This is a genomic window from Pseudofrankia coriaricola (genome assembly GCF_001854805.1).
Lineage (GTDB): Bacteria > Actinomycetota > Actinomycetes > Frankiales > Frankiaceae > Pseudofrankia.
This window is the reverse complement of record NZ_MBLO01000030.1, coordinates 1-24,742: the sequence shown is the minus strand read 5'-3', so window position 1 is coordinate 24,742 and position 24,742 is coordinate 1. Positions and strand designations below refer to the sequence as shown.

The window sequence follows — 24,742 nt, the reverse complement described above, 5'->3', positions numbered from 1 at the left end:
CCGGGGTCGGCCGGGGTCGGCCGGGGTCGGCCGGGGTCGGCCGGGGTCGGCCGGGGTCGGCCGGGGTCGGCCGGGGTCGGCCGGGGTCGGCCGGGAAGGTTGTTGCTGGTTCGCTCCGTGCGGGCACGGCGCTCCGGCCCCTTACTCGCTTCGCTCCCAAGGGACCTCCGCGCCGTGTCCTCCTCCGCTCACGTGCGCTCCGGCGACCTCCGCTGCGGCCCCCCTACGTCGCTTCGCTCGTAGGAGGGCCTCCGCGGAGGCGCGCCTCCGCGCCAGACCGGTTACGACCCGCTTGCACGTCACGAATCCGAGACCGGACCCGATCCGGAGCCAGATCCTTGCGGGATCCACCGATCAGACGCGAAGCCCACCCACAAGCGAAGCGAAGTGGCCCCGCGAGTGCCGCGGATGTGGGTTGGTGACGGTGCAGCGGCGGGCGACCGCGCTGGGCGCGGAGGCGCGCCTCCGCGCCAGCCCCGGCTACGACCCGCTTGCACGTCACGAACCCGATCAGACGCGAAGCCCACCACAAGCGAAGCGAAGTGGCCCCGCGAGTGCCGCGGTGGTGGGTTGGTGAGGGTGCAGCGGCGGGCGACCGCGCTGGGCGCGGAGGCGCACCTCGCGGAGGCCCTCCTACGAGCGAAGCGAAGTGGCCCCGCGAGTGCCGCGGTGGTGGGTTGGTGACGGTGCAACGGCGGGCGACCGCGCTGGGCGCGGAGGCGCGCCTCGCGGAGGCCCTCCTACGAGCGAAGCGACGTAGGCGGGCCGCAGCGAGGTCGCCGCAGCGCCCGTGAGCGGAGGAGGACAGCGCGCGGAGGTCTCGTGGGAGCGAAGCGAGTACGAGGCCGGAGCGCGCTGCCCGGACGGAGCGAACCAGCAACACAGCGAACCAGCAACACAGTCACCAACAGCGGTAACGTCGAGACCGATGGTTACCGCGCGGGGACGGCTGAGTATGCGACCAGGCAGGCGGGGTGGCAGCGATGCGGATTGATGACGAACCCGCCGGGGCGGCTGGCGGCGGCGCCCCGGCGGCTGGCGGCGGCGGCGCCCGGATCGTCGACCAGGTCATCGACCTGGTGGGCGACACCCCACTGGTCCGGCTGACGTCGATGGCCGAGGCCGCGGCGGACCTGCTGGCCAGCCCCAGCGGGGAGCATCGCCACGCCCCCCGCCGCGGCGCCGAGATCCTCGGCAAGCTCGAGTACACCAACCCGGGTGGCTCGGTGAAGGACCGGATCGCCCTCGCCATGGTCGACGCGGCCGAACGCGACGGCCGGCTGCGCCCCGGAGGCACCCTCGTCGAGCCGACCAGCGGCAACACCGGCGTCGGGCTCGCGATGGTCGCCGCGATCCGCGGCTACCGTTGCGTGTTCACCATGCCGGACAAGATCAGCGAGGAGAAGCGGGCGGTCCTGCGCGCCTACGGGGCCGAGGTCGTCGTCTGTCCCACGGCCGTCGACCCGGACGACCCGCGCTCCTACTACTCCGTGGCGCGGGAGATCACCCGGAAGACCCCCGGCGCGTGGAGCCCCGACCAGTACTCCAACCCGGACAACCCGGCCGCGCACCGGGCCACCACCGGTCCGGAGATCTGGCGGGACACGGACGGCCGGGTGACGCACTTCGTCGCCGGTATCGGTACCGGTGGCACGATCAGCGGCGTCGGCCAGTACCTCAAGGAGGCCAGCGGCGGCCGCGTCCAGGTGATCGGCGCGGACCCGGAGGGCTCGGTGTACTCCGGCGGCAGCGGGCGGCCCTACCTGGTCGAGGGCGTCGGCGAGGACATCTGGCCGGCGACCTTCGACAAGACGGTCGTCGACCGGGTCGAGGCTGTCAGCGACCGGGACTCGTTCCTGATGACCCGCCTGCTCGCCCGGCGCGCCGGGCTGCTGGTCGGCGGCTCCTGCGGGCTGGCGGTCGTCGCCGCGCTGCGGCTCGCCAGCGAGCTCGGCCCGGGCGACCTGGTCGTCGTCCTGCTGCCGGACTCGGGCCGCGGCTACCTCTCGAAGATCTTCAACGACGAGTGGATGTACGACTACGGCTTCCTCGAGCCGCCGTCGGACGAGCCGGTCGTGGCCGAGATCCTGACCAACAAGCGCGGCGAACGCCACCCCGCGGGCGCACGCACCGCCAGCCTCGCCGGCGCCAGCCGGGGAGTGGGCCAGGCGGGCCCGCCGGAGCTGGTCCACGTCCACCCGGACGAGACCGTCGGCGCGGCGATCTCCTACCTGCGCGAGTACAACGTGTCGCAGATGCCCGTGGTCCGGCACGAGCCGCCGCTGCGGGCGGCGGAGGTGGCCGGCGCGGTGCTCGAGCGTGAGCTGCTCGCGGCCGTGTTCGCCGACCGGGCCGCAGTCGACGCCCCGGTGTCGGCACACATGTCCGCGCCGCTGCCGACGATCGGCGCGGGCGAGCCACTGTCCACCCTGGTCGAGGCGCTCGGTGGCGACCATCCGGCCGTGCTCGTGCTCGACAACGGCAACCCGGTCGGCATTCTCACCCGCGCCGACCTGCTCAGCTTCCTGGCGGCCCGGTGACCGCCGCCGGCCCTGGCGCGAGCCCCGGCGGCGACAGGCACGCGGACAGCGGCCAGCCGGGAGACGGCCAGCCGGCAGACAGCGGGGCGGGAGACAGCGGGGCGGCCGAGCGCGGCTGGGGCGGTTTCGAGACGCTCGCGGTGCATGCCGGCCAGGAGCCGGACCCGGCGACCGGGGCCGTGGTCGTCCCGATCCACCCGGCGTCGACGTTCGCGCAGGACGGGATCGGCGGGCTGCGGGCCGGTTTCGAGTACGCCCGCTCCGGCAACCCGACGCGCGCGGCGCTGGAGACATCGCTCGCGGCGCTGGAGGGCGGCCGGTTCGGGCTCGCGTTCGCCTCCGGACTCGCCGCGGAGGACGCCCTGGTGCGCGCCGTCTGCCGCCCCGGCGACCACGTCCTCATTCCTCTCGACGCATACGGTGGCACCTTCCGGCTTTTCCACCGCGTCTACGCGGAATGGGGCCTGGAGTACACCCCGGTCGACCTGTCCGACCTGGACGCCGTCAAGGCGGCGCTTCGCCCCGGCCCCGGCGACGGACCGGCGGGATTCGGCCCTGCCAGCGGGGCTGGCGGGGCTGGGCCGCCCAGCGGGGCCGGCGGAACCGAGCGGGGCACGCGGCTCATCTGGTGTGAGACGCCGACCAACCCGCTGTTGTCGATCGCGAACGTCGCGGCGCTCGCCGAGCTCGCGCACGCCGCCGGCGCGCTGCTCGCCGTCGACAACACGTTGGCCTCGCCCTACCTGCAGCGCCCGCTCGCGCTGGGCGCGGACGCCGTCGTCCACTCGACCACCAAATACCTCGGCGGCCACAGCGACGTCGTCGGCGGAGCTGTCGTCGTCGACGACCCCGGGCTCGGCGAGCGGGTTCGGTTTTTCCAGAACGCGACGGGCGCCGTTCCCGGTCCGTTCGATGCGTGGCTGGTGCTTCGTGGCATAAAGACGCTGGCAATTCGGATGGATCGGCACTGCGCGAACGCCGCGGCCGTCGCCGACATGCTCGCCGGTCATCCCGGGGTGGCCGAGGTCCGCTACCCGGGCCTTTCCTCGCATCCGGGACACGAGGTCGCCGCCGGGCAGATGCGCGGCTTCGGCGGCATGGTGTCGTTCCGGCCGCACGGCGGCGCCAATGCCGCCGCCGAGATCTGCCGACGCACCAGGTTGTTCACGCTGGCCGAGTCATTGGGCGGGGTGGAGTCGCTGATAGAGCATCCGGGCCGGATGACACACGCCTCGGTCGCCGGTTCGCCGCTCGCGGTGCCGGACGACCTGGTCCGGCTGTCGGTCGGGATCGAGCTCGCGGATGACCTCGTCGCCGACCTCCGCCAGGCCCTCGATGCCACCGCTGCCCCCACCGCCCCCGGAGCCTGAGGGGCTGTCCGCCGCCCGGGCCGCAAGGGTTCCCGATTCCACATGCCCATTTGGCATTTTCGGCCGCCGCTACACTCCGCGACGATCAAGGACGGATGGCGGGCGGTGGCGGGCGCCTACAAGTCCATCACGGACCCCCAAACTGTTTACTGAAGGTAAGCAAAACGAGTTCGCTACCACGTTCGGATGGACACGCAACGTAATTTTGATGAGGTCAGCGCCCGTCAGCCTCACGGCTCTCTCCGGAACATTCCCTGCTCGAAATGGCCCCGAAGAACACTACCCGTAGTCGCCGGGGCACATACTCGCTGGTAACGGGCATGCCGGCGATGCCGGAAACCGCCGACGCACTACTGTCCAGGCTGGGTGTCGCAGCAGTGGTGCGAACAAAGGTCGCAGGGACCGCCGGTGACGCAGAGCCATGCAAACCGCGCGGACCACGCGATCAGCGCCACGGGGCGCCCACTGCTAACCGACCACGCAGCGCTATCGGGAGGGGTGGGGCGTGGGGCCTGGAAACCCAACAGTCACTGGAGCCTGGCCGGCGGCAGCGTCGCCGGACCCGCGCTCGAACAGTGACGAGACCGGGGGCATGACCCCGTCGGCCACCGGCGCTACCAGGCAGAGAGGCCCGGCGGGCGGTCAGGCGGGGACCGCGGGCGACGAGGCGCTGTCAACCGGCGAGCGCGCCGGGCGGCTGCTGCGCGAGTTACTGACCGGCACCGCTGAATACCGCCGCATGTGGGAATCCCGGGTACGCCGGGCGAGCGCGCAGGAGCCGAGCTTCGCCGCGGTTGCCCGGGTGATCGCGGAGTACCTGTGGAATGCCGGCATCGTCTCCGAGGAGGACCAGGAACTCGACCGAGCACTCAAAGACCGGGTAAGCCGGGCACTCGGCGGTGGCCGCATCTCCGCGCAGACGATGGAATGGTTCATCGAGGCGTTCGGGATGCGCCGGCACGAGGCCGGGTTGTGGGCGGCGTTCGCCGGCCTGACCGACCCGGGCGTCGACGTCAGCTCGGGCACCCTGCGCGGCGGCCCAGCCATGATCATGCCGCAGCGACATCGCACCGTCGCCGTATTCGAGCGTTACCGGTTCGACGCGACCGGCTCGCTCGTCCAGCAGCACACCTTTCAGGTGATCTCCGCACAGGAGGACGGTGTCGGGATCTACCCATGGGTGCTGCGCACCGATGCGATCGAGAGCGCGGTTCTCATCGGTGGCGCGCCTGGTGCCCGGCACGCATACAGCTCCCGGCTGACGCTCGTCGAGGTCGAGCTCGAGCGGGCGCTCGGCAGGGGCCAGCGGCATGCGCTGGAGCTCCTCGCCCGCTATCCGACGGAGCTGCCGACGCAGGAGGTACGCCGCGCCGCGCGAGCCAAGACGGAGAACGTCGACATGCTGATCCAGTTCGATCCCGGCCTTCCGCCGCGGGATCTCCACTGGACGGTGTGGAGCACGCATGAGGGCGGCCTGATCGTCGACGAGGAACCGGTGACGCTCTCCGCGGACGGCACAGTCCACCGCTTCCTGCCGGCCGTCCACCACGCGGTCGTCGGCTTCCGCTGGACCTGGAGCAACAGCTAGTCGGGCATGGTGGCTTGTCGGGGCAGGGCTGGCGCCTCCACCCCGACAGGCCACCCGGTGGGTATGACTTCGCACTGGCGCGCAACGCACGCCACCGGGCCACCGACCGTAACGGCGCATTGGCGCAGCGCCAACTCGGCCACCTCATCTGCCACCGACCAGACCAGCCACCGTCATACGCCTGTATCCGGCACCACGCAGGGAGGACGCTCAGCGTCCGATGGCGGGATCGGCGAGCGGTCGCGCAAGCGACCTTCGAGCCAGATCCGCCTTAGCCGCGGGTGGCGGGTGGGACGCGGGCGATGAGGGCGTCGACGTCGGTGCCGCGGGGCAGGGTGCCGAAAACGCGGCCGCCAGCCTCGCCGAGCCGGGTGGCGCAGAAGGCGTCCGCGACGGCCGACGGCGCATGCCGGACCAGCAGCGAGGCCTGAAGTACCAGCGCGAGGCGCTCCACCAGGGAGCGCGCGCCGAACTCCAGCTCGTCCGGCCCGAGCCCGCTGAGCTCGTCCAGATCGGCGCGCACCGCGGACCACGCGGCGTCGAGCCGCTTGTCCCCGCCGGCCGCCAGCTCCACCTCGGCGCGGTAGGCGGCGAACGCCACCGGCTCCCGGCCAAGCGCGCGCAGCACATCGAGGGCGTTGACGTTGGCCGCGCCCTCCCAGATCCCGTTCAGCGGCGCCTCCCGGTAGAGCCGCGGCATGCCGGACTCCTCGGCGTAGCCGTTGCCGCCCAGGCATTCCAGCGCCTCGGCGACGAACGCCGGCTGGCGCTTGCAGATCCAGAACTTCGCCAGCGCCGTCGCCAGGCGCAGGAATGCACGCTCGCCCGCGTCGCCGCGCACACCCCGGTCGACCGCGCCGGCGAGACGCAGCACCAGCGTGGTCGCCGCCTCCGACTCGAGCGCCAGATCCGCCAGGACGTTGCGCATCAGCGGCTTGTCGACCAGCAGCCCGCCGAACGCGGACCGGTGCCGGGTGTGGTGCAGCGCCTGGATGAGGGCGGCCCGCATGCCGCTGGCCGAGCCGAGCGCCGAGTCGAACCGCGTCATCGCGACCATCTCGATGATCGTCCGCACGCCGCGCCCCTCGGGGCCGACCAACCAGCCGACAGTGTCGTCGAACTCCGGCTCACTGCTGGCGTTGGAGCGGTTGCCGAGTTTGTCCTTCAGCCGCTGGATCCGGAACGTGTTACGGCTGCCGTCTGGTAACACCCGGGGCACGAGGAAGCAGGACAGCCCGCTGGGCGCCTGCGCGAGGACCAGGAACAGGTCACTCATCGGCGCGCTGGTGAACCACTTGTGGCCGCGCAGCCGGTACCCGCCATCCGGGTGGGCGATGGCGACCGTGCTGTTGGCACGCACGTCCGAGCCGCCCTGTTTCTCGGTCATGCCCATGCCGGCGATCAGACCCAGCTTGCTCAGCGGCGGGTTCAGGCCCGGGTCATAGACGCGGCTGGCGAGCAGCGTCTCGTAGGCGGCCGCGAGGTCGGGCTCGGCCCGCAGCGCGGGGATCACGGCGTAGGTCATCGAGACCGGACAGGTGTGGCCCTGCTCGACGGTGCTCCAGACGTGCAGCCCGGCGGCGCGGGCCACATGGGCGCCGGGGCGCGAGCTGCTCCAGGCCGCGCCGGCCAGGCCCTCACGCACGGCGACGTCCATCAGCGCATGCCAGGACGGGTGGAAGTCGACCTCGTCGATCCGGTTGCCGTACTGGTCGTGGGTGCGCAGCTCCGGCGGGAAGCGGTTCGCCTCGTCGCCCCAGCGGGCTGCCTGCTCCGAGCCGGCCAGCCACCCGAGCCGGTGCAGGTCGTCGAGATAGAAGCCGGCGCTCTCTCGCTCGACGCCCTCGACGAGCACGGGGTCGTCCGCGACGTCGTAGTCGACGAGCGGCGGCGCCTGGTTCGTCACCTCGTGCGTCGTCGCCGGCCGCGACCGGATCGGCCCCCGCCCGGGTGGCGCGCCGATCCGTCCGGCCGATTCGGGTGCCATCGACTCGGGTGCCATCGATTCGGGTGCCACCGTCATGAGCCGCGCCTCCCCACCTGCCCACCGGCCGCCGACCGGCAACGCCGCCGGCCACGGGCGCGGGCTCGCTGAGCCCCGGCCACGCGGGCTCAGCGAACAGGGTATGCCCGTGTGTCAGCGGTAGCTAAGAAACTCGCGGCCCGCCGCATCGATGTGGCTGTGCTCGTTGAACGAGATGAGACTCGTCCCCGACCGACCAGAAACAATTTTGGTGATGCTTCCATTAATCATTACTCGGTTGAGCGAGATGATGCCGTCGACACGCAGGTCGAGCAGGCGCGCGCACACCGCCGCGATCGGTCCGCCGGAGGAGAAGACCACTGCGGTGCCACCGGAGCCGAGCCGGCGCACCAGGCCGTCGAGCGCGTCACCCACCCCGTCGCTGAACGCGACGTAGCTGCCCGGCCCGGCGTTCGTACTCGCGATCCACTCCGACAGCGCCACGTCCAGCAGCCCCTGGAAGGAACGGGACGACATGCCCCGTGACGGCGGCAGCTGGCCCTCGCCCGCCGGCGCGCTCCCCACGTCCGCGTGCCGGTTGATGATCCAGTCCTGGTCGTACTCGTTCCACCGGCTGTCGGTCTCGACGTCCCCGGACCAACCGGCGACGGCGACATCCGTGCCGGCGGCGAGGCTCGCACCGGCGGCGGAGTCCGTGCCGGCGGCGGCGAGGGCGACCGCCCCGGCGGCGCCGTCCGCCAGAACGCCACCGCCCTCCGCGGCCCCGACGGCCGGCCCCTCGGCGATCGCGGCCAGCGCGGCGGCGGCGGTCTCCCGCTGGCGGCGCAGAGTGCCGGTCGTGGCGAGGCCGGCCCGCACGCCGCGGGCACGCAGCTCCGCGCCGACCAGCGCCGCCTGCCGGTAGCCGAGCTCGGAGAGCACGTCGTAGTCCGCGGTCCCGAACGACGCCTGGCCGTGTCGCACCAGGTAGATGACGCTCAACGCCAGCCCTCCCCATCGATCTGCCCGGCTGTTGCCCGGTTCCGAGGCTCAGCCCGACCGAGGCGCGGCAGATCGCGGACCTGCCAGCAGGCCTCCCGGATCAGCGCCACCGAGCCGGCGGCACCCTGGTCGGGCTCGCCGATCCGACGACTGTCCTGACGGGCTTCGCCGGTCAGGGCGGAACCCTGCCAGCCCCAGAACCCTGGTAACCCCGGAACCCTGGTAACCCCGGAACCCCGGGCCCTGGTGCCGGTGGCACGCCCGCCGCCTGACCGTCAGGCCGAGCGGTCCGGCTGCCCAAGCTATCCGGTCTGCATCCCCAGGTGCGATGGGTACGAAGCCAGCCGGGCATCCCGGCCCGGCGGTGGCCGGGCGGTGGCCCGGCGCCGATCAGCTGGTCGCGAGGGTCTCGACCGACAGGTCGCCGACCGCGTACTGCTGGCGCAGGCGCTTCTTGTCGAACTTGCCGACCGACGTCTTCGGCACCTCGGGGATCACCGCCCAGCGCTCCGGCAGCTGCCAGCGCGCGACCTTGCCCGACAGGAACTCGCGTAGTTCGGGGAAGGTCACCTCCGTGTCGGGGTGAAGCACGACGAGGGCGAGCGGGCGCTCACCCCAGCGCTCGTCCGGCACCCCGATGACGCTCGCCTCGGCGACCGCGGGGTGCGCCATGAGCAGGTTCTCCAGCTCGACCGACGAGATCCACTCGCCGCCGGACTTGATGACGTCCTTGGCCCGGTCGGTGAGCGTGAGATAGCCCTCGGGGCTGATGTGGCCCACGTCGCCGGTGCGCAGCCAGCCGTCGCGGAACTTGTCCGCGCCGGCGGCGTCCTCGGCTCCGCCGCCGTAGTAGCTGCTGGCGATCCACGGGCCGCGCAGCTCCAGCTCGCCCGCGCTCCGGCCGTCCCACGGCAGCTCGGAACCATCCGCGCCGATCAGCCGAGCCGCCACGTTCGCGGCGAACCGGCCCTGGGTGAGCCGGTACGGCCAGGCCTGCTCGGGGGTCAGGCCTGCCGGCGGCCGGGCCACGGTGACCATGGGCGACGTCTCGGTCATCCCGTAGGCGTGGAGCAGCGTGATCCCGAGCCGGTCGAAGTCCTCCATGAGCGAGGGCGGGCAGGCCGCGCCGCCGACGAGGGCCTCCTTCAGCGAGGAGATGTCCGCGGCGCCCGGGTTGGCCGTGAGGTAGGCGTGCAGGCCCTGCCAGATCGTCGGCACGCCGGCCGCCTTGTTCAGCCGGGTCGCCTCGATCATCTTCGCCAGTGGCTCCGCCTGCAGGAACGGGCCGGGCAGCACCATCTCGGTGCCGGCGAGGAACGCGATGTAGGGCAGGCCCCAGGCGAGCACGTGGAACTGCGGCACGATCGAGAGCACCCGGTCGGCCGCCGACAGGTTGATCATCGACGGCAGGGCGGACGCCATCGAGTGCAGGACGATCGACCGGTGGCTGTAGACGACGCCCTTCGGGTCGCCGGTGGTGCCGGATGTGTAACACATCGCGGCCGCCGAGCGCTCGTCCACGTCCGGCCAGTCGAACTCGGCCGCGCGGCCGGCGATGAGCCGGGCGTAGTCGTGGACGCCGATGGGCCGGCCGGCGGCCAGGGCGAGCGCGTCGAGGTCGGTGCCGGCGCCGGCCGGGCTGTTGACGACGACGTGCTCGACGGTCTTCATCGCCGGAAGCAGCGCGCTGACCAGGGGTAGCAGGGTGTCGTCGACGAGCAGGACCTTGTCCTCGGCGTGACCCGCGATGAAGGCGATCTGCTCGCCGGGCAGCCGCAGGTTCAGCGGATGCAGCACCGCGCCCATCGAGGGCACGGCGAAGTAGGCCTCGACGTGCTGCTGGTTGTTCCACATCAGCGTCGCGACCCGGTCGCCCTCGGCGACACCGAGCTCGACCAGCGCGTGCGCGAGCCGGCCGGCGTTCGCGCCGGCCTCCGCGAAGGTCGCCTCGACCAGGCCGCCCCCGGGCTGCGCCGTGAACATCTTCTGGCCGGCGAAGACGGTGGTGGCATGCTCGAGGAGCCGCCGGATCTGCAGCGGCACGTCCTGCATCGTGCTGATCATCGGATGCTGCCTCCGTCCTTTCGAGCGCGGGACCGTTAGGTGCGCGAAACCGTACGAGGTGGAACGTTGACCCGACAAACGATCTCGACCGCCGCGGGCCGGTGAGCTACCCCCTTCAGACCCGTAGAACCAGGACCAAACGGAATTTCGACGTCCGAGGCCCGGGCAGCCCAAGGGGTACGGCCAACCAGGGGGCGCACTGGGGGCGACGGGACGCGGGCGGCACGGCCGCCACCCGGCACGTTCGAGCCAGGCGGGATGTGAGACAGGTCACCGGCAGTCTGCCGTATTGCGCCCGCTTGAGCCAGATCCCCTATCAGGGCGGTCGGACCGAATGTCCCTATCGACGAATCCAGCGCGGCGCCGTCGAGCGGGGCGCCGGGGCCCGCGAGCGGGATGTCGAGGCCGGCGCGGCTGCCGTATGGTGTAACCGATCCATTACCGTTACGACCCGGGCCGCCCGGCTCCGTCACTCCGGTCCTGCCTGGGCCCACACGTGGGGTTGTCAACCAGGACTTTCGACGCAACGGTGTCGTCGGGCGTCGCGCGCGTACCGAAGGCGCAAGCACGACCGGCGGACGTTCGGTGACTTTGGGCTGTGCCGAGGCGAGCGAGGTGGGCTGGTGCGAGCCGTAGGAACTCAGCCACTGGGTCGGCGGGAGCCGCCGCGTCCCACCGCGAACCGTCCCATCACGAGCCACCCCACCACGAGCCACCCCACCACGAGCCACCCCGCCGTACGCCGCGCCTCCAGGGGCACGGCCCGTTCCCTTGGGGCGGGCGCCACGCCCCGCCTGGCCGGGCGCGTCCGGTGATCTCGTCGGCGAGGCCGGGCTGGCCGGCGGTCGCGACGAGCGGCGCCACCGCGACCACCGGGCGCACGGTGGCCCGGGCCGCCGTCGCCGCGTCCGAGGCGACCGCTGGGAGCGCCGGTACCGAACCCACCCAGCCCCGGGCACTCGTCGTCGACGACAACGACATGATCCGGACGCTGGTCAGCCGGCTGCTGCGCCACGAGGGGCACACGGTGGACGTGGCCGCCTCCGTCGAGGATGCGCTGGCCCTTCCGACGGCCGACTACCAGACGCTCATCATCGACGTGCGGCTCGGCTCCGGGAGCGGGACCGACCTGATCGAGCGGCTGCGGGCCCAGGACCCGTCCACCCCTACCCGATGCCTGCTGCTGACCGGCGGGATCGACGACGACCTGCCGCTGGATGTCGCCGTGCTGCGCAAGCCGTTCAGCGCCGACCAGCTGATCACCGCCGTGCACGGCCTGCGCCGCGGGCGGCGGCCCGCGGCGCACCTGGCCACCGGTCCAGCCGAGCCGCCGGGGCAGTCCGGCACGGCGGCGACGGGCGTCGCGACCACCACCATGATCCCCTCGCCACCCGCCAGCCCGGTGCCCGCCACCCGGCCGATGGACAGCCCTCGAGGGTCGTCGTCGTGACCGGCCAGGACCTGGGCCTCCTCTCCCGCGCCACGCCCGGCCGCGCGGCACCCGACACCCATCAGGATCAGCCCCCCGGCCGGGAGACGCCGGCCGCCGGACCCGTAGCGATCATGGAAAGGGCGCCGTCGGGCCGATACGGTTTGCCGATGGATGGCGGATCGGCCGGCACCTGGGCCAGCCGGCGGGCGGCCGGCGTCATTTCGGTATCCGCCTCCGCTCCCCCCTGCCCGACGCCCGACACCAAGCCGGTGGCCACCGCCGAGGCGCGGGCCGCCACGGCGGCTCGGGCATCCCGGCCGACCTCCTCGATCGCCGACCCGCAGGCGGACCTCCCAGGGCCTCGCCAATCCGATGGGGACCCCGCCGTCGGTCCGGTGGGGACCGCGGGCCCCGCCGATCCGGAGGGAACTCCGGAGGCCGCCACGGACGAGACGCCAGCAGCCGGGCCGTGGACGTCCGCCGCCTCGGAGGCCTCGGCGGACCCGGTGAGCGAGAACACCCGCCTTCTGCTGCGGCTGCTGGTCGCGAACCAGGAACGCGAGCAGCGCCACCTGTGCGACGTCTTCCACGACGGGCCGATCCAGGACTTCACGGCCGTGCTGCTGGCCTGCTCGACCGTGCGCCGCACGCTCGCCGGGCCGGAGGCGGAGCGGCTGGCGGACGTCGAGACCCAGCTGCACAACGCCATCGCCACGCTGCGCCTGCCGTCGCCGGCGTTCCGGGCCAGCAACGACGCCCGGATGATCCTGGAGTCGGCGCTGGCGAGCCGGGTGCGCGGCCCGCTCGCGCGGACGCTGGAGACGGTGCTCGAGGTCGACGACCCGGCACCGACACGCGCCGAGGTCGCCGAGCTGCTGGGCGCCGTCCAGCTCCTGCTGCTCGAGAGCGACCCGCTGCGGCCGGCGGCGCATGCCGCCGTGGCCATCCGGTCGGGGCACGAGGGCATGACGCTGACGCTGCGCGCGACACCCGACCCGATCTCGGCCGCGGCGAGTCCCGACGCGGCCAGGGACGCGAGCGCCAGGACGGACCGGCTGGGCCGGGTCGCCGCGCTGACCGGCGCACAGATCATCGAGGAGACGCCGGGCGGTTCCTGGCGGGCCTCGCTGGCATGGCCCCGCCCGGCCCCGCGCCCCCCGGTCGTCCACACCCGCATCGAGCAGCGCCCCGGCCTCGCCGCCTACCAGCACCGCCCGGCCGGCGACCGCGACGGCACCGACTGACAGCCGGCACCGACTGACAGCCGCCGCGCCGGCCGGGCCCGGATAGGCGGCGGCCCGGCGCACCCGCTAGCCCGGCGGGGTGGGGCCCGGGCGCGCGAGCCCGGGGACCGGGAGCTCGGCGAGCAGATCGAGGAAGGCTGCCGCCCGCGGCGGGAACGCGGCTCGGGCGTAGCCGACGACCGCGACGACCGGAGCATCGGCCAGCTCGACCCGCCGCGCGGCCAGGTCGGCGCCCACGGCCACGCCCGGGACCAGCGCCACTCCGACCCCCGCCGCCGCGAGCCGCGCGGCCGCGTCCACGGTGCGCGACTCGACCGCCGCCCGCGGGGTGAACCCGGCCGCGCCGCAGGCCTCCAGAACCAGGGTGCGCAGGCCGTGCCCCGGCGCGTACATCACCCAGTCCGAGGCGGCGAACGCGCTCAGCGGGACGCCCACCCGGCCGGCGCGCGGGTCGCCGGGTGGCACGACCAGCACGTAGCGCTCGTCGCCGAGCCAGCGCACCGGCCCGGCCCAGTCGGGCGGTCGCGCGCCCACCGCGACGTCGGCGCGTCCCTCGGCCATGAACTCCTCCAGGCCGAGCCGGTCGGGATGCTCGGTGATCCGCAGCGGAACGTCGGCGAACCGCTCCCGGAAGCCCACGACCGCTGCCGGCAGCACCCAGGTCGCCAGCGACGTCAGCGTGGCCACGTGCAGGATGCCGCCGTCGAGCCCGGCGGCCGCGCGGGCACGGGTCACCGCGGTGCCCGCATCCGCGAGCAGGCCGCGGGCGGCGTCCAGGAAGGCCCGCCCGGCCGGCGTGAGCCGCACTCCGCGGCTGGAGCGTTCCAGCAGGTCCGTGCCGACCTGCCGCTCCAGCGCGCGGATCTGCTGGGACAGCGACGGCTGTGAGATGAGCAGCCGCGCCGCGGCCGCCGTGAACGACCGTTCCTCGGCGACCGCCACGAAGTACCCCACCTGCCGCAGATCCAGCCATGGCCGCGCCTGCGCGCCAGTCCGGGGTCCCTGCCGGATCGGCGACAGGGTCCCTGCCGGATCGACGGACGGGGTCCCTGCCGGATCGGCGACAGGGTCCCTGCCGGATCGACGGACGGGGTCCCTGCCGGATCGGCGAAGCCGATCTGGGAGGTCGTGATCTGGGAGGTCGGCGATCTGGGAGGTCGTGATCTGGGAGGTCAGCGATCTGGGAGGTTCGCGCGCATTCTCGCCGCCTGGCCTCGTCACCGCACCGCCCTCCCCGGCGAGCGCTCGCCGGCTCTGCCTGGACTATAGGAAAGGGCTATAGCTCCGCGCGGGATTGCGTCTTGGACCTCGGTTCGCGAGGGCGCGAACATGTGTTCTGGGCATCGCCGCCCAGCCCTCGGCCGCTGCCGCCGGCCCTCGGCGGGAAGCTCGATCGGAGAGACATGCGCGACCCGAATCCTGGTGACGCCGCGAGCGTCACAGTTCTCGCCGGCGGACGGGTGATCGACCCGGCGAACGGTATCGACACGATCGCGGACGTGGTCTGCGCGGGCGGCCAGATCGTGGCCGTCGGCCCCGCCGCGGGCGCCGCGTACACGACACCACCGGCGGGGGCCCCGACGGGTGGCGGCGCGGCCGAGATCATCGACTGCGCCGGGCTCGTCGTCACTCCCGGCCTCATCGACCTGCACGTACACGCCTACCCCGGTCTCGGCGACTTCTGCGTGCACCCGGACCGGGCCGGCGTCGAGGTCGGCGTCCCGGTCGTGGTCGACGGCGGCACCTCGGGAGTGCGCACGCTCGGCATCTCCCGCGCGTTCGCGCAGAGCCCAGCGATACACACCCGCGTGCTCGCGTTCATGGACCCATGCCTGCTCTACCTGGCGACGAAGGACTTCATCGCCCACCGCCTCGAGATCGCCAACGACCCGCGCAACCTCGACCTGGACGCCGCCGCGGCGACCGTCGAGGAGCACAAGGACTACGTCATCGGCTTCAAGGTGCGGGCGACGACCACCGAGGACGACCGGGTCTCGCCGTTCCTCGAGGGCGCCAAGGCCATCGCCGGCGACCTGCCGATCATGATCCACCTGGGCAAGTACCCGTACACGAAGAGCCTGACGAACCTGGACGCGCTGGCGGCGCTGCGCCCCGGCGACATCGTCACGCACGCGTTCCGTGGCCACTCCGGCGCGCTCGTGAACGACGGGACGGCCGTCCACCCGGTGTTCGCCGAGGCCGCGGCGCGCGGGGTGCGCCTCGATGTGGGCCACTCGGGCTCGGACTTCCGGTTCGCCTCCGCGCGGGCGCTGCTCGACCTCGGCTACCCGCCGTACACGATCAGCACCGACCTCAACCTGTTCAACGAGGACGGCCCGGTCTACTCGCTGCCCGAGACGATGTCGAAGATCTGGTCGCTGGGCGTCCCGCTCGCGGACGTGATCGCGATGGCGACGGTGAACCCCGCCGCCTCGATCCGCCGCTCCGCGGAACTTGGCACCCTGGGCGTCGGTCGCGCGGCCGAGGTGAGCGTGCTGCGGGTCGAGGAAGGGCCGGCCGCGTTCTCCGACGGCTTCGAGACCATCGCGGGCGAGCGCCGGCTGGCCCCCGTCGGCTGCGTGCGCGGCGGTACCTGGATCGAGGCGACCGGGCCGTTCAGCGCCGCGGCCAGGGCGGCGGGCGACCCGGGCGCGGCGGCGAACGGGCTGCCACGCAGGCAGGCCGGCGTCGCCGCCGCGAGCGCGGCCGCCGAGTCTCTGACCTACCAGCAGACCTCGCCGTAGGAGGCAGTAGAGATGGCCTACGTCATCGGCGAGGCGTGCGTCGACGTCATGGACCGTTCCTGCGTCGACGACTGCCCGATCGACTGCATCTACACCGGTGAACGCAAGCTCTACATCCATCCCGAGGAATGCATCGACTGCGGCGCGTGCGCGCGCAGCTGCCCAGTGGACGCGATCACCTGGGACCGCGACCTCGACCCGGCCAGCCCGGACGCGACCCACCTCGCCGACGCGACGGCGTTCTTCTACCAGCCGCTCCCTGGCCGGTCCGCGCCGCTGCGCGAACCGGGCGGCGCCGCGGGCCTCGGCCCGGTGGGTATCGACACCGCCCTGGTCACGGCCATCCCGTCACGGACGGGTGCCGGCGCCCCGGGGAGCGGCTGAAGGCGCGGGGGGCTGAACGCGAGGACGGCGAGTGCCAGCGGACCGGGACGGCGTGCCGTCGAGGCGCCGATGGCAGATCCACAGCCCATCCGGGGCCGCCGGATCCGTGGACGTGGGCGGGGTCGTGGGCCGCGATGGCGTCACGGATGCCGGTGGGGTCACGGATGCCGGTGGGGTCACGGATGCCGGTGGGGTCACGGATGCCGGTGGGGTCACGGGCGCCGACTCGCCGGCCCCTGCGCGCGCCGGGGCGGGCCCACGCCGCGCCGGCGGATCGCAGGCGGGGAGCAGGAGGCTGACGGCGGTGCCGACACCGACCGCGGAGGAGATCCGAGCCTCGCCACCGGCCTGGGCGACGACGTCGCGCACCACCGCGAGGCCGAGGCCCGTGCCGGCGTCCTCCGGCTTGGTCGTGAAGAACGGCTCGAACGCCCGCGCCTGCGTCGCCGGCGTCATCCCGGTGCCGGTGTCGATCACCTGCAGGCTCACCAAACGCCGCCGGGGCATGTCGTCCACGTCCTGGACGCCGGCCGTGTCGGTGGCTCCCGCCGGCGGCAGGGAGGCCGCGACCGCCTCCGGCGAGCCGTCGAGTACGACGTTGCCGGCCGTCATCGTCAACGTGCCGCCGTGAGGCATCGCGTCGCGGGCGTTCATCGCCAGATTGATGATCGCCTGCTCCAGCCTCACCGGATCTGAGCACACGGGCCACAGGTCGTCGTCGACCTCGACACGGACATCGATCCGCTCACCGAGCGGGCGCCGCAGCATGCCGGCCGTCTCACGGACCACCGCGCGCAGATCGACGGCCCCGATCTCGGCCGGCTTACGACGCACGGCGGCCAGCAACTGGGCCGTGAGCTCGACCGCCCGCTCACCCGCGTGCTGGATCTGCGCCACGTCGCGGCGCATCGCCTCCCAGTCGACCGGGCCGGCCGGCCCGGCAGTCCCCGCCGGTCGCCCGGAGCGGCCGGCCGACGCCCCGGCGCCGCCGGGGGAGGAGGGGTGGGCGGCCGCGGCATCCCGGGCCGCCTGATCCGCCTCGGCGGCCGAGTCCAGCGCGTCGGCGACGAACACGGCGTAGTTCCTGATCACCGACAGCAGGTTGTTGACGTCGTGCGCCACGGCGCCGGCGAGCTGCCCAAGGTTCTCCAGCCGCCCCGGGTCGCCGCCGGGACGGGCGACGGAGAAAGGCGAACCATCCTGGCGGAGACCGACGCCGGTAAGTCCGGTGGGGACAATCGCGTCAACAGGCTGGCCGACCAGGTCATCGTCGGCATAGCCGAACAGCGCGGCGGCGCGAGCGTTCACCGCGGCAATCTTGCCATCCGCGCCCACCGCGACCGCTGGGTCGGGAACCGTCTCCAGCCAGCCACGAGCGGCGTAGTTGGTCTCGCTGTTCAGCGTCACCACCCCGATGTGGTCCTGGTCTACGCGGTCGACTCCGGCTGCTGCCCCCTCGGCCAGGTCCGGGCGATCCGCCACGTCCATCCCAGGGATATCCACTACCCCGGAACCTCTGTCGGAGCGTAGCGCGCCCGCTACGCCAGAGCGCGGGCTCGCGAACGACCATGGGCCGGTACCGCACTCCCGTGCTAGCCACGGAGCGTACCCAAGCACCGGAAAACTGCTCCTATTACAGGGACAACCCCCTGGAACCGCCTTCAATTATCCCTAATCTATCCCTAATCGCCACTAGCCCATCCGGGTGACGCGTCCGGCGCCACACCATGCCGGCGCCCGCGGCTCGGTTACCGGTCGCCGCTCTTGCCCGATTCACCTGGTCCCGCTGGTGATCCTGGGGACAACGGCCGCCGGGTGTGCGAAGGAAGATCATTTTCGCACACCCTTTGGCCCACTAGGAGGGCGCGGTTGCCGGGCCGCGGGGCACCGGAGTCGGCGCTCACGAGTCATCCTCAAGAAGAGTGTGGTGCTGGCACCACCGTGCCGGTGAGCCCACCGCCCTGTGCATCGGGTCACCAACAGGGCTGAATTAGCACCATGGAGCAGATCGGGGTTCTGCTGGCGGACGACAACTTGATCGTCCGCGCCGGGGTACGAGCATTGCTCGCCCGGGTGCCTGGGTTGACCGTGGTCGGCGTCGCCGCCGACCGCGACGAACTTGTCCAACTCGCCCGCACCCGCCGGCCGCGGGTCGTGGTAACGGACATCCGTATGCCGCCAACCTTCTCGGACGAGGGGATCGAAGCGGCCCGCGAGATCCGCCAGCACGCGCCTGGGACCGGCGTGGTTCTGCTCTCCCAGTACGACGAGCCGGAGTACGCGGTCGGTCTGCTGGCGGGTGCCGACGCCGGTGGCTGTGCCTACCTGCTCAAGGAGCGCCTGGCCGACCCGGAGATTCTGGTGCGGGCCATCCGAGAGGTGGCGGCCGGTTCGTCGATGCTCGACCCGGAGATCGTCGCCGCCGTTCTCAGCCCGGTCCGCGACGCGAGCGATCTCAGCGAGGATCAGGCACAGCTCCTGCGCGATGTCGCCGAGGGCCGGTCGATCCGGGCGATCGCCGAGCGCCGTGGCGACACCCCGGAGGCGGTGAACACCGCGATCGACGCGACGCTGCTCCGCCTGGCCCAGGGGGCCAGCAACGGCCGGTCTGGGGCCCTGCGGCAGCTTCGGCTGCTGCATGCCGCGATCGTGCGCCGCGAGGAGCAGGGCGAGGCGCTGTCACGGCTCCTGCCCGGCGGCCTCGCCGAGAAGCTGCGGTCCGATGCCGGCGCCGGCCAGCGCACCGAACGCCTCGTGGTCACCGTGCTGATGTCGGACATCCGCGGCTACACCTCGATCGCCGAGCGGACGGACCCCATGGTGCTGGCGGGCCTCCTCGACGCGCACCGTCGCGAGATGAACGCGGCGATCCTCAATGAGGGCGGCACCGTCCTGCAGTACGCCGGCGACGCCGTCATCGCCGTCTTCGGCGCTCCCTACCCGCAGGACGACCACCAGACCCGGGCCGCGCGGGCGGCGGTCGCGATGCACGCGCGGCAACGCGCTCTCAACGTCCGCTGGGAGCTGGAGGGGCTCGCGCCGTTCGGCCTGGGCGTCGGGGTGAGCACCGGCGAGGTCGCGGCGGCCCTGCTCGGCTCTGACGCGCGCCGCGAGTACACCCTGGTCGGCGACACGATGAACCTCGCGGCCCGGCTCCAGGCGTTCGCCGGCGCCGGCCAGACGGTCCTGTCGGAGCCGACCGCCAGCGCGCTGCGCGGCGAGTGCGGCGCCCGCCTCGTGCCCCTGCCCCCGATGACCGTGAAGGGCCGAGCGGGCTCCGTCGTGGCCTACCTGATGGACGCCCAGGCCCGTATCCCCAGCCAGGCCGCACCTGCGCCGCCGACGCCGGAGCCCATGCTGGCCCAGTCCCCATCCCACCGGCCGGTCCCTGCCCTGCCCCAGCCCACGGCACTCGCTGCGTTGACGGCCTGAGGCCGGTACCGGAAACGCCATCCCCTTTCGCCGCCGGGGAAGGGCGGCGCGGGAGGGGCGGGGGAAGGTCACGCGGGACGGCGTGGGGGAGTCAACGGCCGCCGGCGACGTCCAGGAGGCTGCCGACGACGTAGGAGGAGGTCTCGGGAAGGCAGAGCCAGAGGATCGCGGCGGCGACCTCGTCGGCCGTGCCGGCCCTGCCGACAGGGGCCGTGGAGCCGACCTCGGCTACCCGGCCCGGCTGGCCACCGCTGGCGTGGATCTCGGTGTCGATGATGCCGGGGCGGACCGCGTTGACCCGGATCCCCTCGGCCGCGACCTCCTTGGCGAGGCCGACGGTCATCGTGTCGATGGCGCCCTTGGAGGCCGCATAGTCGACGTACTCGCCGGAGCTGCCGAGCCGGGCGGCGGCCGACGACACGTTCACGATCGCGCCGCCGCTCCCACCGTGACGGGTGGACATCCGGCGGACGGCGGCGCCGGCGCACAGGAAGGCGCCGACGACGTTGACCGCCATCATCCGTTCCAGCCGTTCGAACGCCATCTCGTCGACGCGGGCCCGCCGGTCGACGATCCCGGCATTGTTGACGAGGGCGGTCACCGGCCCGAGCCGGTCGGCGGCGACGAACAGCGCCGTCACGTCATCGGCCGAGGCCACGTCCGCGCGCACCGCGACGGCGCGCGCTCCGGCCGTCTCGCAGGCGGCCAGCACCTCGGCCGCCGCCGCCTCGTCCGCCCGGTAGCTCAGGCACACGTCCCATCTGTGCCTCGCCAGCTCGACCGCGGTCACCGCGCCGATCCCCCTGCTGCCCCCGGTCACCACCGCCACACCGCGACGGCCCGTCTCCGATCCGGCTCCGGCCTCCACGCCAGCCCCCGCTCCCCCGTGCGCCGCCCACCCCCGGCGGAACGCCAGCTCTCACTCCAGAGCGCAGCCTCTCACCTCCCGAGCCGCGCGCCCGGCCGCGGAGAGCGGCGTCAGCTCGTCGGCGTCGGCGTGGGCTCCAGCGGGACCAGGCTGCCGCAGGTGAGCTTCGTGGCGACCTGGTACTGATGCTGGCTGAGTTTGGCCATGGCGAAGCAGGGCGGGGCCGTGGCGTGGTTGAGCGGCCACCGGCTCTCCGCGACGGTGTCCTGCACGTAGTAGGAGAAGTCGCCGCTGTTGAGCTTCTTCAGGAACGAGTCGGCGGTCAGGTCGCGGCCGGTCGCCGTCAGCGCCGCGACGAACATGTCGGCCGACCAGTAGCCGGCCATCGCCGGCAGGGTGAGCGGCTGGTCGGGGGCGTACTTCGCGAAGTCGGCCTTCAGCTGCCGGATCGCCGGCGTGTCGGTCTCCGGAACGGCGAACTGGAGCAGCGTGTGCGCGCCGTCGAGCGCGTCGAGGCCGGCCAGCCGCGGGTCGTAGCCGACGGCGTTGAGCGTGTCGCCCTTGTACCCGTTGGCCTTGAGCGCCTCGGTCACCTTGGTGGTCGACTCGAAGTCGCCGGGGAAGATGACCAGGTCCGGCGGCGCGCCCTTGTTCGACGTCATGATGTCGCCCACGATCGCGGTCGCGTCGTTCAGGCCGGACAGCGGGATCGGCGACTTGTCATAGGACACGGGAATGCCGGCGAGCCGGATGCCGCGCTCCACGGCGTCGACGCCCGCGCGCGAGGCGTCCGTGTCCAGCCCGACGACGGCGACGGCCTTCGTCTTCGCCTGTTCCACCGGGCCGAGCACCGAGGTCGCCATCAGGCCCCAGGTGGTCGCGTCGACCTTCGGCCGGTCGGGCAGCAGGCAGCCGGTGATGCCGAAGCCGTTCGCGGTGTCGCAGAAGCCGCCGCCAATGCCCCAGCCGAAGAAGGGCACCCGCTGCGAGCAGAAGACGTCGAGGAAGTTCGAGAACACCGTCGCCACCGGGACGACGGCGAAGACCTGGTCCTGCTCGACCAGCGCGTGCGCCTGCTGGCCGTTGCGCGCCGGGTCCAGCGCGTCGTCCTTGACGCCGATGAAGTCGATCGTGCGCCCGGCGACGCCGCCGGCGGCGTTCGCTCGCTGGAAGCGCACCTTGGCGCCGACATCGACACCGGCCATCGAACTGGTGGCCGGGCTGGTGATGACGGCGAGCCCGCCGACCTTGACCGAGGTGTCGGTGATCCCCCGGGTCGGGTTGGTCGCGGCGCCGGCGCACTGCAGCGAGGAGGCGTCGACGCTGAAGCCGTTCGCGTCCCAGCCCTTCGGCGGGCCAGGGGTGAAGTCGGCGAGGTTGACGGTCCGTCCAGGGTCGCCGGAGCCGCCCGACCCGCCACCGCCGCACGCGCTGGCCGCTGCCAGCGCCACCGCAACCATGGCCACCGCGGCCGTCCGAACAGGTCGCATCGACCGCCCCTTCGTGGGACTTCCCAAGACACCCCCGCCCCCACGGCCGCCTTCGGCCACCCGCGCGCGGGCCAACCGCCCGAATGCTGCCAATCGAAGGAAGCTCGAAAAACTTCTACTCGTGGTGACATATGTCGCTAAATCCGCAATGCGCACCTATCTCGTCACGGAGAGCGATGGAACTCGCGGAAGCTCGAAGGTCCTTGGACCCAGCCAGCCAGGGTCCTTAGACCACCCTCTGGACGGATCCCTCGCGACTGAGGCGCCCGGATGCGGGTATGGACACAAGGAACGAGACGCACTTCACTTGCCCTTACACTTGCCTATGAAGTGCGTCACAATCGAGCTCAGTCAGATCGGACGGCGTACCCCTGAGGAGGGGCCGTGGAACAGGCGCAGGACCGAGCGGTCGCGACCGCGGTCGGGTCCGGTAGCTGTGTGATCGTCGGTCTGCGCGCGGGTGACCCCGGCGAGCTCGCGGATGTCCTGCTAGCAGCCGAACTCGCGGCGCGGACCGGCTCGAAGCTGGTGGTCGTCGCGGAACGCGACCGGTGGGCCCGGTTCGCCCGCTGGACGTCCGGCATGTACTGCGCCTTCGGGATGGACGGTGTGGCGCAGGCGTCGCACACCGCGGAGCGCGCCGTCCAGGACGACCTCTACGAGCGGGTCTCGGGAGTGGTCAGCCTGGTCCCGGTCGAGTGGACGCTGCTGTGGGCGTCCGGCTCGGCCGCTCGGGCGGCCGTCCGCTACGCCCGCCGCAACCCGACCGTCTTAGTCATGTTCCGTCCGTCCCCGGGCAGCAAGGCGGCGCGCTAGGACGGGGCGAGGACGCTCCGCGACCCGGCCCCGCCTCTGCCTGCTGACGCGGGGGCATCTGGGCTAGACGTGCGGGAGGACTTCGGCGGCTAGTAGGGCGATGTGGTCAAGGTCGTCCATGTCGAGGATCTGCAGGTAGACGCGGTCTGCGCCGATCTTGGCGTAGGCACCGATCTTCTCGACCAGCTCCGCCGGGGTGCCGGCGAGGCCGCTCTCCCGCAGCTCCGGCACCTGCCGGCCGACCGCCTCGACGCGCCGGGTGAGCTCGGCCTCATCCCGCCCACAGCAGGTCGTCAGCGCCACCGACCGCTTCATGCCGCCCGGGTCGCGGCCGAGCTCCTCGCAGGCCTTCCTGGTCTGATCAAACAGCCGGGAAGCGTCCGCCACGGGCTGGAACGCCGCGTTGTACTCGTCGGCGTACCTGGCGGCCAGCCGCGGCGTGCGCACCGGCCCGAACCCGCCGATGATGATCGGCGGCCGCGGCCGCTGGGCCGGCTTAGGCAGCCCCGGGCTGTCGGTGACCGAGTAGTACCGGCCCTCGTAGCCGAAGGTCTCGCCGGCCGGGGCCGCCCACAGACCGGTGATGATCTCCAACTGTTCGGTAAGCCGGTCGAACCGCTCGCCGATCGGCGGGAAGGGGATCGCGTACGCCTGGTGCTCGGCCTCGAACCAGCCGGCGCCGAGGCCGAGCTCGACGCGCCCGCCGCTCATCTCGTCGACCTGGGCGACGGAGATCGCGAGCGGGCCCGGGTAGCGGAACGTGGCGCTGGTCAGCAGCGTGCCCAGCCGGATGCGGCTGGTCTGGACGGCGAGCCCGGCGAGCGTCACCCAGGAGTCGGTGGGCCCAGGGCCCGGGTCCCCGCCGCCGATCCGCAGGAAGTGATCAGAGCGGAAGAAGGCGTCGAACCCGCCCTCCTCCGTGGCCCGCGCGACGCCCAGCTGCTGGGCATAGGTGTTGCCCTGCTGCGGCTCGACAAAGATCCGAAGGTCCATGTCTTCCTGCCTACCACCGCCGGCGGACGCGCGGGTGTCTGGGAGCCCGTTCTTTTCGCAACGTGACGAGGGCCGCTGGCGGCAGGTCCGCCATGGTGTGCGGCGGCAGGGAGGCCGGGACGTGCGCGCGGCGGCCGCGCGACACGGCGCGGACGCATGACAGAGAGCCCGGAGGCGGCAAAGCTGACCGACTGTGCGTGGTCAGCGGTATGCGGAAGATGTATTCCGATTGATGTTCGCGCTCGCCATGGCGACGCTCGTCGCCGCCGCGGCGAGCGGCTGCTCGAGCGACGGCGAGGCCGGCGCCGCCACGGTCACCCATGCCGCCGGCACCAGCGGCATGGGCACGATGACCATGCCGGCCGGCACGACGATGCCGCCGGCGAGCACCTTGGCGTCCACTCCGGCCACGGGGGCCGGCGGGCGCGGCGTCTACGCCCACACCGGCGCCGGCGACCTGAGCCCCAAGGTCGCCGGCCAGCGCTCGCTCGTCTATGTGCCCAACAGCGACGGCGACTCGGTGACGGTCATCGACCCGAAGACGTTCAAGGTCATCGACGAGTTCACGACGGGCGCCAAGCCGCAGCACGTCGTGCCGTCGTGGGACCTGTCGACGCTGTACGCCACGAACAACACCGGTAACAGCCTCACGCCGATCGACCCGGTCACCGGGAGGGTCAAGGGCTCGAACATTCCCGTCGCCGACCCGTACAACATCAGGGTGCCGTCAAAGTCCCTTTTCGCTGATCAGGCCGATGATCTGGAGGACGCGTTCGGGCTGGCGGGCGGTGGCTCGCAGGGCTTTGGCGATG

At 72.8% G+C, this 24,742-nt stretch carries 18 protein-coding genes; 10 read left to right on the top strand and 8 right to left on the bottom strand.

Annotated features, from left to right (window positions below):
* The first annotated feature begins 983 nt into the window (after window positions 1-983).
* From BCD48_RS05240 to BCD48_RS05230, 3 genes are all read left to right on the top strand, one after another.
* Window positions 984-2,540 (top strand): cystathionine beta-synthase, encoded by a 1,557-nt coding sequence (locus BCD48_RS05240; RefSeq protein WP_274536495.1) that lies wholly within the window; start codon window positions 984-986, stop codon window positions 2,538-2,540.
* 140 nt (window positions 2,541-2,680) lie between these two features.
* Window positions 2,681-3,910 carry a PLP-dependent transferase gene (locus BCD48_RS05235; RefSeq protein WP_071047124.1) on the top strand — a complete coding sequence of 410 codons (1,230 nt, stop codon included), beginning with the start codon at window positions 2,681-2,683 and terminating at the stop codon, window positions 3,908-3,910.
* 592 nt (window positions 3,911-4,502) lie between these two features.
* Window positions 4,503-5,498 (top strand): hypothetical protein, encoded by a 996-nt coding sequence (locus tag BCD48_RS05230; protein WP_241841529.1) that lies wholly within the window; start codon window positions 4,503-4,505, stop codon window positions 5,496-5,498.
* 271 nt (window positions 5,499-5,769) lie between these two features.
* Here the strand turns inward: BCD48_RS05230 and BCD48_RS05225 are convergent, their stop codons facing one another.
* The 3 genes from BCD48_RS05225 to BCD48_RS05215 form a co-directional block, all read right to left on the bottom strand.
* Window positions 5,770-7,521: an acyl-CoA dehydrogenase family protein gene (locus BCD48_RS05225; RefSeq protein ID WP_241841528.1), complete on the bottom strand. Its 1,752-nt coding sequence runs from the start codon at window positions 7,519-7,521 to the stop codon at window positions 5,770-5,772.
* A 114-nt stretch (window positions 7,522-7,635) separates the two neighbouring features.
* Complete coding sequence (locus BCD48_RS05220; protein WP_071047115.1) at window positions 7,636-8,463, bottom strand: histidine phosphatase family protein; 828 nt, start codon at window positions 8,461-8,463, stop codon at window positions 7,636-7,638.
* 390 nt (window positions 8,464-8,853) lie between these two features.
* Window positions 8,854-10,527 (bottom strand): long-chain fatty acid--CoA ligase, encoded by a 1,674-nt coding sequence (locus BCD48_RS05215; protein ID WP_071047113.1) that lies wholly within the window; start codon window positions 10,525-10,527, stop codon window positions 8,854-8,856.
* 811 nt (window positions 10,528-11,338) lie between these two features.
* Between BCD48_RS05215 and BCD48_RS45530 the strand changes: the two genes are divergently transcribed.
* Entirely contained in the window at window positions 11,339-11,977 is a 639-nt protein-coding gene (locus BCD48_RS45530; RefSeq protein WP_241841527.1) for a response regulator, read from the top strand.
* 149 nt (window positions 11,978-12,126) lie between these two features.
* Window positions 12,127-13,203, top strand: a complete 1,077-nt coding sequence (locus tag BCD48_RS05205) for a hypothetical protein (RefSeq protein WP_131803791.1) — start codon at window positions 12,127-12,129, stop codon at window positions 13,201-13,203.
* Between the two features lie 66 nt (window positions 13,204-13,269).
* Here BCD48_RS05205 and BCD48_RS05200 read toward each other — a convergent pair whose 3' ends face one another.
* Window positions 13,270-14,157, bottom strand: a complete 888-nt coding sequence (locus BCD48_RS05200) for a LysR family transcriptional regulator (RefSeq protein WP_241841526.1) — start codon at window positions 14,155-14,157, stop codon at window positions 13,270-13,272.
* Window positions 14,158-14,606: 449 nt separating this feature from the next.
* On the opposite strand from BCD48_RS05200, the gene BCD48_RS05195 reads away from it, so the two are divergent.
* Together BCD48_RS05195 and fdxA are read left to right on the top strand one after the other, a co-directional pair.
* Window positions 14,607-15,947 (top strand): amidohydrolase/deacetylase family metallohydrolase, encoded by a 1,341-nt coding sequence (locus BCD48_RS05195; RefSeq protein ID WP_071047110.1) that lies wholly within the window; start codon window positions 14,607-14,609, stop codon window positions 15,945-15,947.
* A gap of 12 nt (window positions 15,948-15,959) precedes the next feature.
* Window positions 15,960-16,331 carry a ferredoxin gene (gene fdxA, locus BCD48_RS05190; protein ID WP_071047107.1) on the top strand — a complete coding sequence of 124 codons (372 nt, stop codon included), beginning with the start codon at window positions 15,960-15,962 and terminating at the stop codon, window positions 16,329-16,331.
* Here the strand turns inward: fdxA and BCD48_RS05185 are convergent.
* Complete coding sequence (locus BCD48_RS05185; RefSeq protein WP_071047106.1) at window positions 16,296-17,819, bottom strand: sensor histidine kinase; 1,524 nt, start codon at window positions 17,817-17,819, stop codon at window positions 16,296-16,298. The genes fdxA and BCD48_RS05185 overlap by 36 nt on opposite strands.
* Before the next feature lie 510 nt (window positions 17,820-18,329).
* Between BCD48_RS05185 and BCD48_RS05180 the strand changes: the two genes are divergently transcribed.
* The gene (locus tag BCD48_RS05180; RefSeq protein ID WP_241841525.1) at window positions 18,330-19,763 is read left to right on the top strand and encodes an adenylate/guanylate cyclase domain-containing protein; all 1,434 of its coding nucleotides are present in this window, start codon (window positions 18,330-18,332) and stop codon (window positions 19,761-19,763) included.
* Window positions 19,764-19,854: 91 nt separating this feature from the next.
* Here BCD48_RS05180 and BCD48_RS05175 read toward each other — a convergent pair whose 3' ends face one another.
* The gene (locus BCD48_RS05175) at window positions 19,855-20,586 is read right to left on the bottom strand and encodes an SDR family oxidoreductase (RefSeq protein WP_241841524.1); all 732 of its coding nucleotides are present in this window, start codon (window positions 20,584-20,586) and stop codon (window positions 19,855-19,857) included.
* A 155-nt stretch (window positions 20,587-20,741) separates the two neighbouring features.
* Window positions 20,742-22,121, bottom strand: coding sequence for an ABC transporter substrate-binding protein (locus BCD48_RS05170; RefSeq protein WP_071047102.1), 1,380 nt, complete (start codon window positions 22,119-22,121; stop codon window positions 20,742-20,744).
* Between the two features lie 384 nt (window positions 22,122-22,505).
* On the opposite strand from BCD48_RS05170, the gene BCD48_RS05165 reads away from it, so the two are divergent.
* A complete protein-coding gene (locus tag BCD48_RS05165) occupies window positions 22,506-22,937 on the top strand; it encodes a hypothetical protein (protein ID WP_198543092.1) in 432 nt (143 codons plus the stop codon).
* Window positions 22,938-23,000: 63 nt separating this feature from the next.
* Here BCD48_RS05165 and BCD48_RS05160 read toward each other — a convergent pair whose 3' ends face one another.
* Window positions 23,001-23,930 carry an LLM class F420-dependent oxidoreductase gene (locus tag BCD48_RS05160; RefSeq protein WP_071047100.1) on the bottom strand — a complete coding sequence of 310 codons (930 nt, stop codon included), beginning with the start codon at window positions 23,928-23,930 and terminating at the stop codon, window positions 23,001-23,003.
* A 232-nt stretch (window positions 23,931-24,162) separates the two neighbouring features.
* On the opposite strand from BCD48_RS05160, the gene BCD48_RS05155 reads away from it, so the two are divergent.
* A partial coding sequence (locus BCD48_RS05155; RefSeq protein WP_491677111.1) for a YncE family protein occupies window positions 24,163-24,742 on the top strand: 580 nt, incomplete at its 3' end.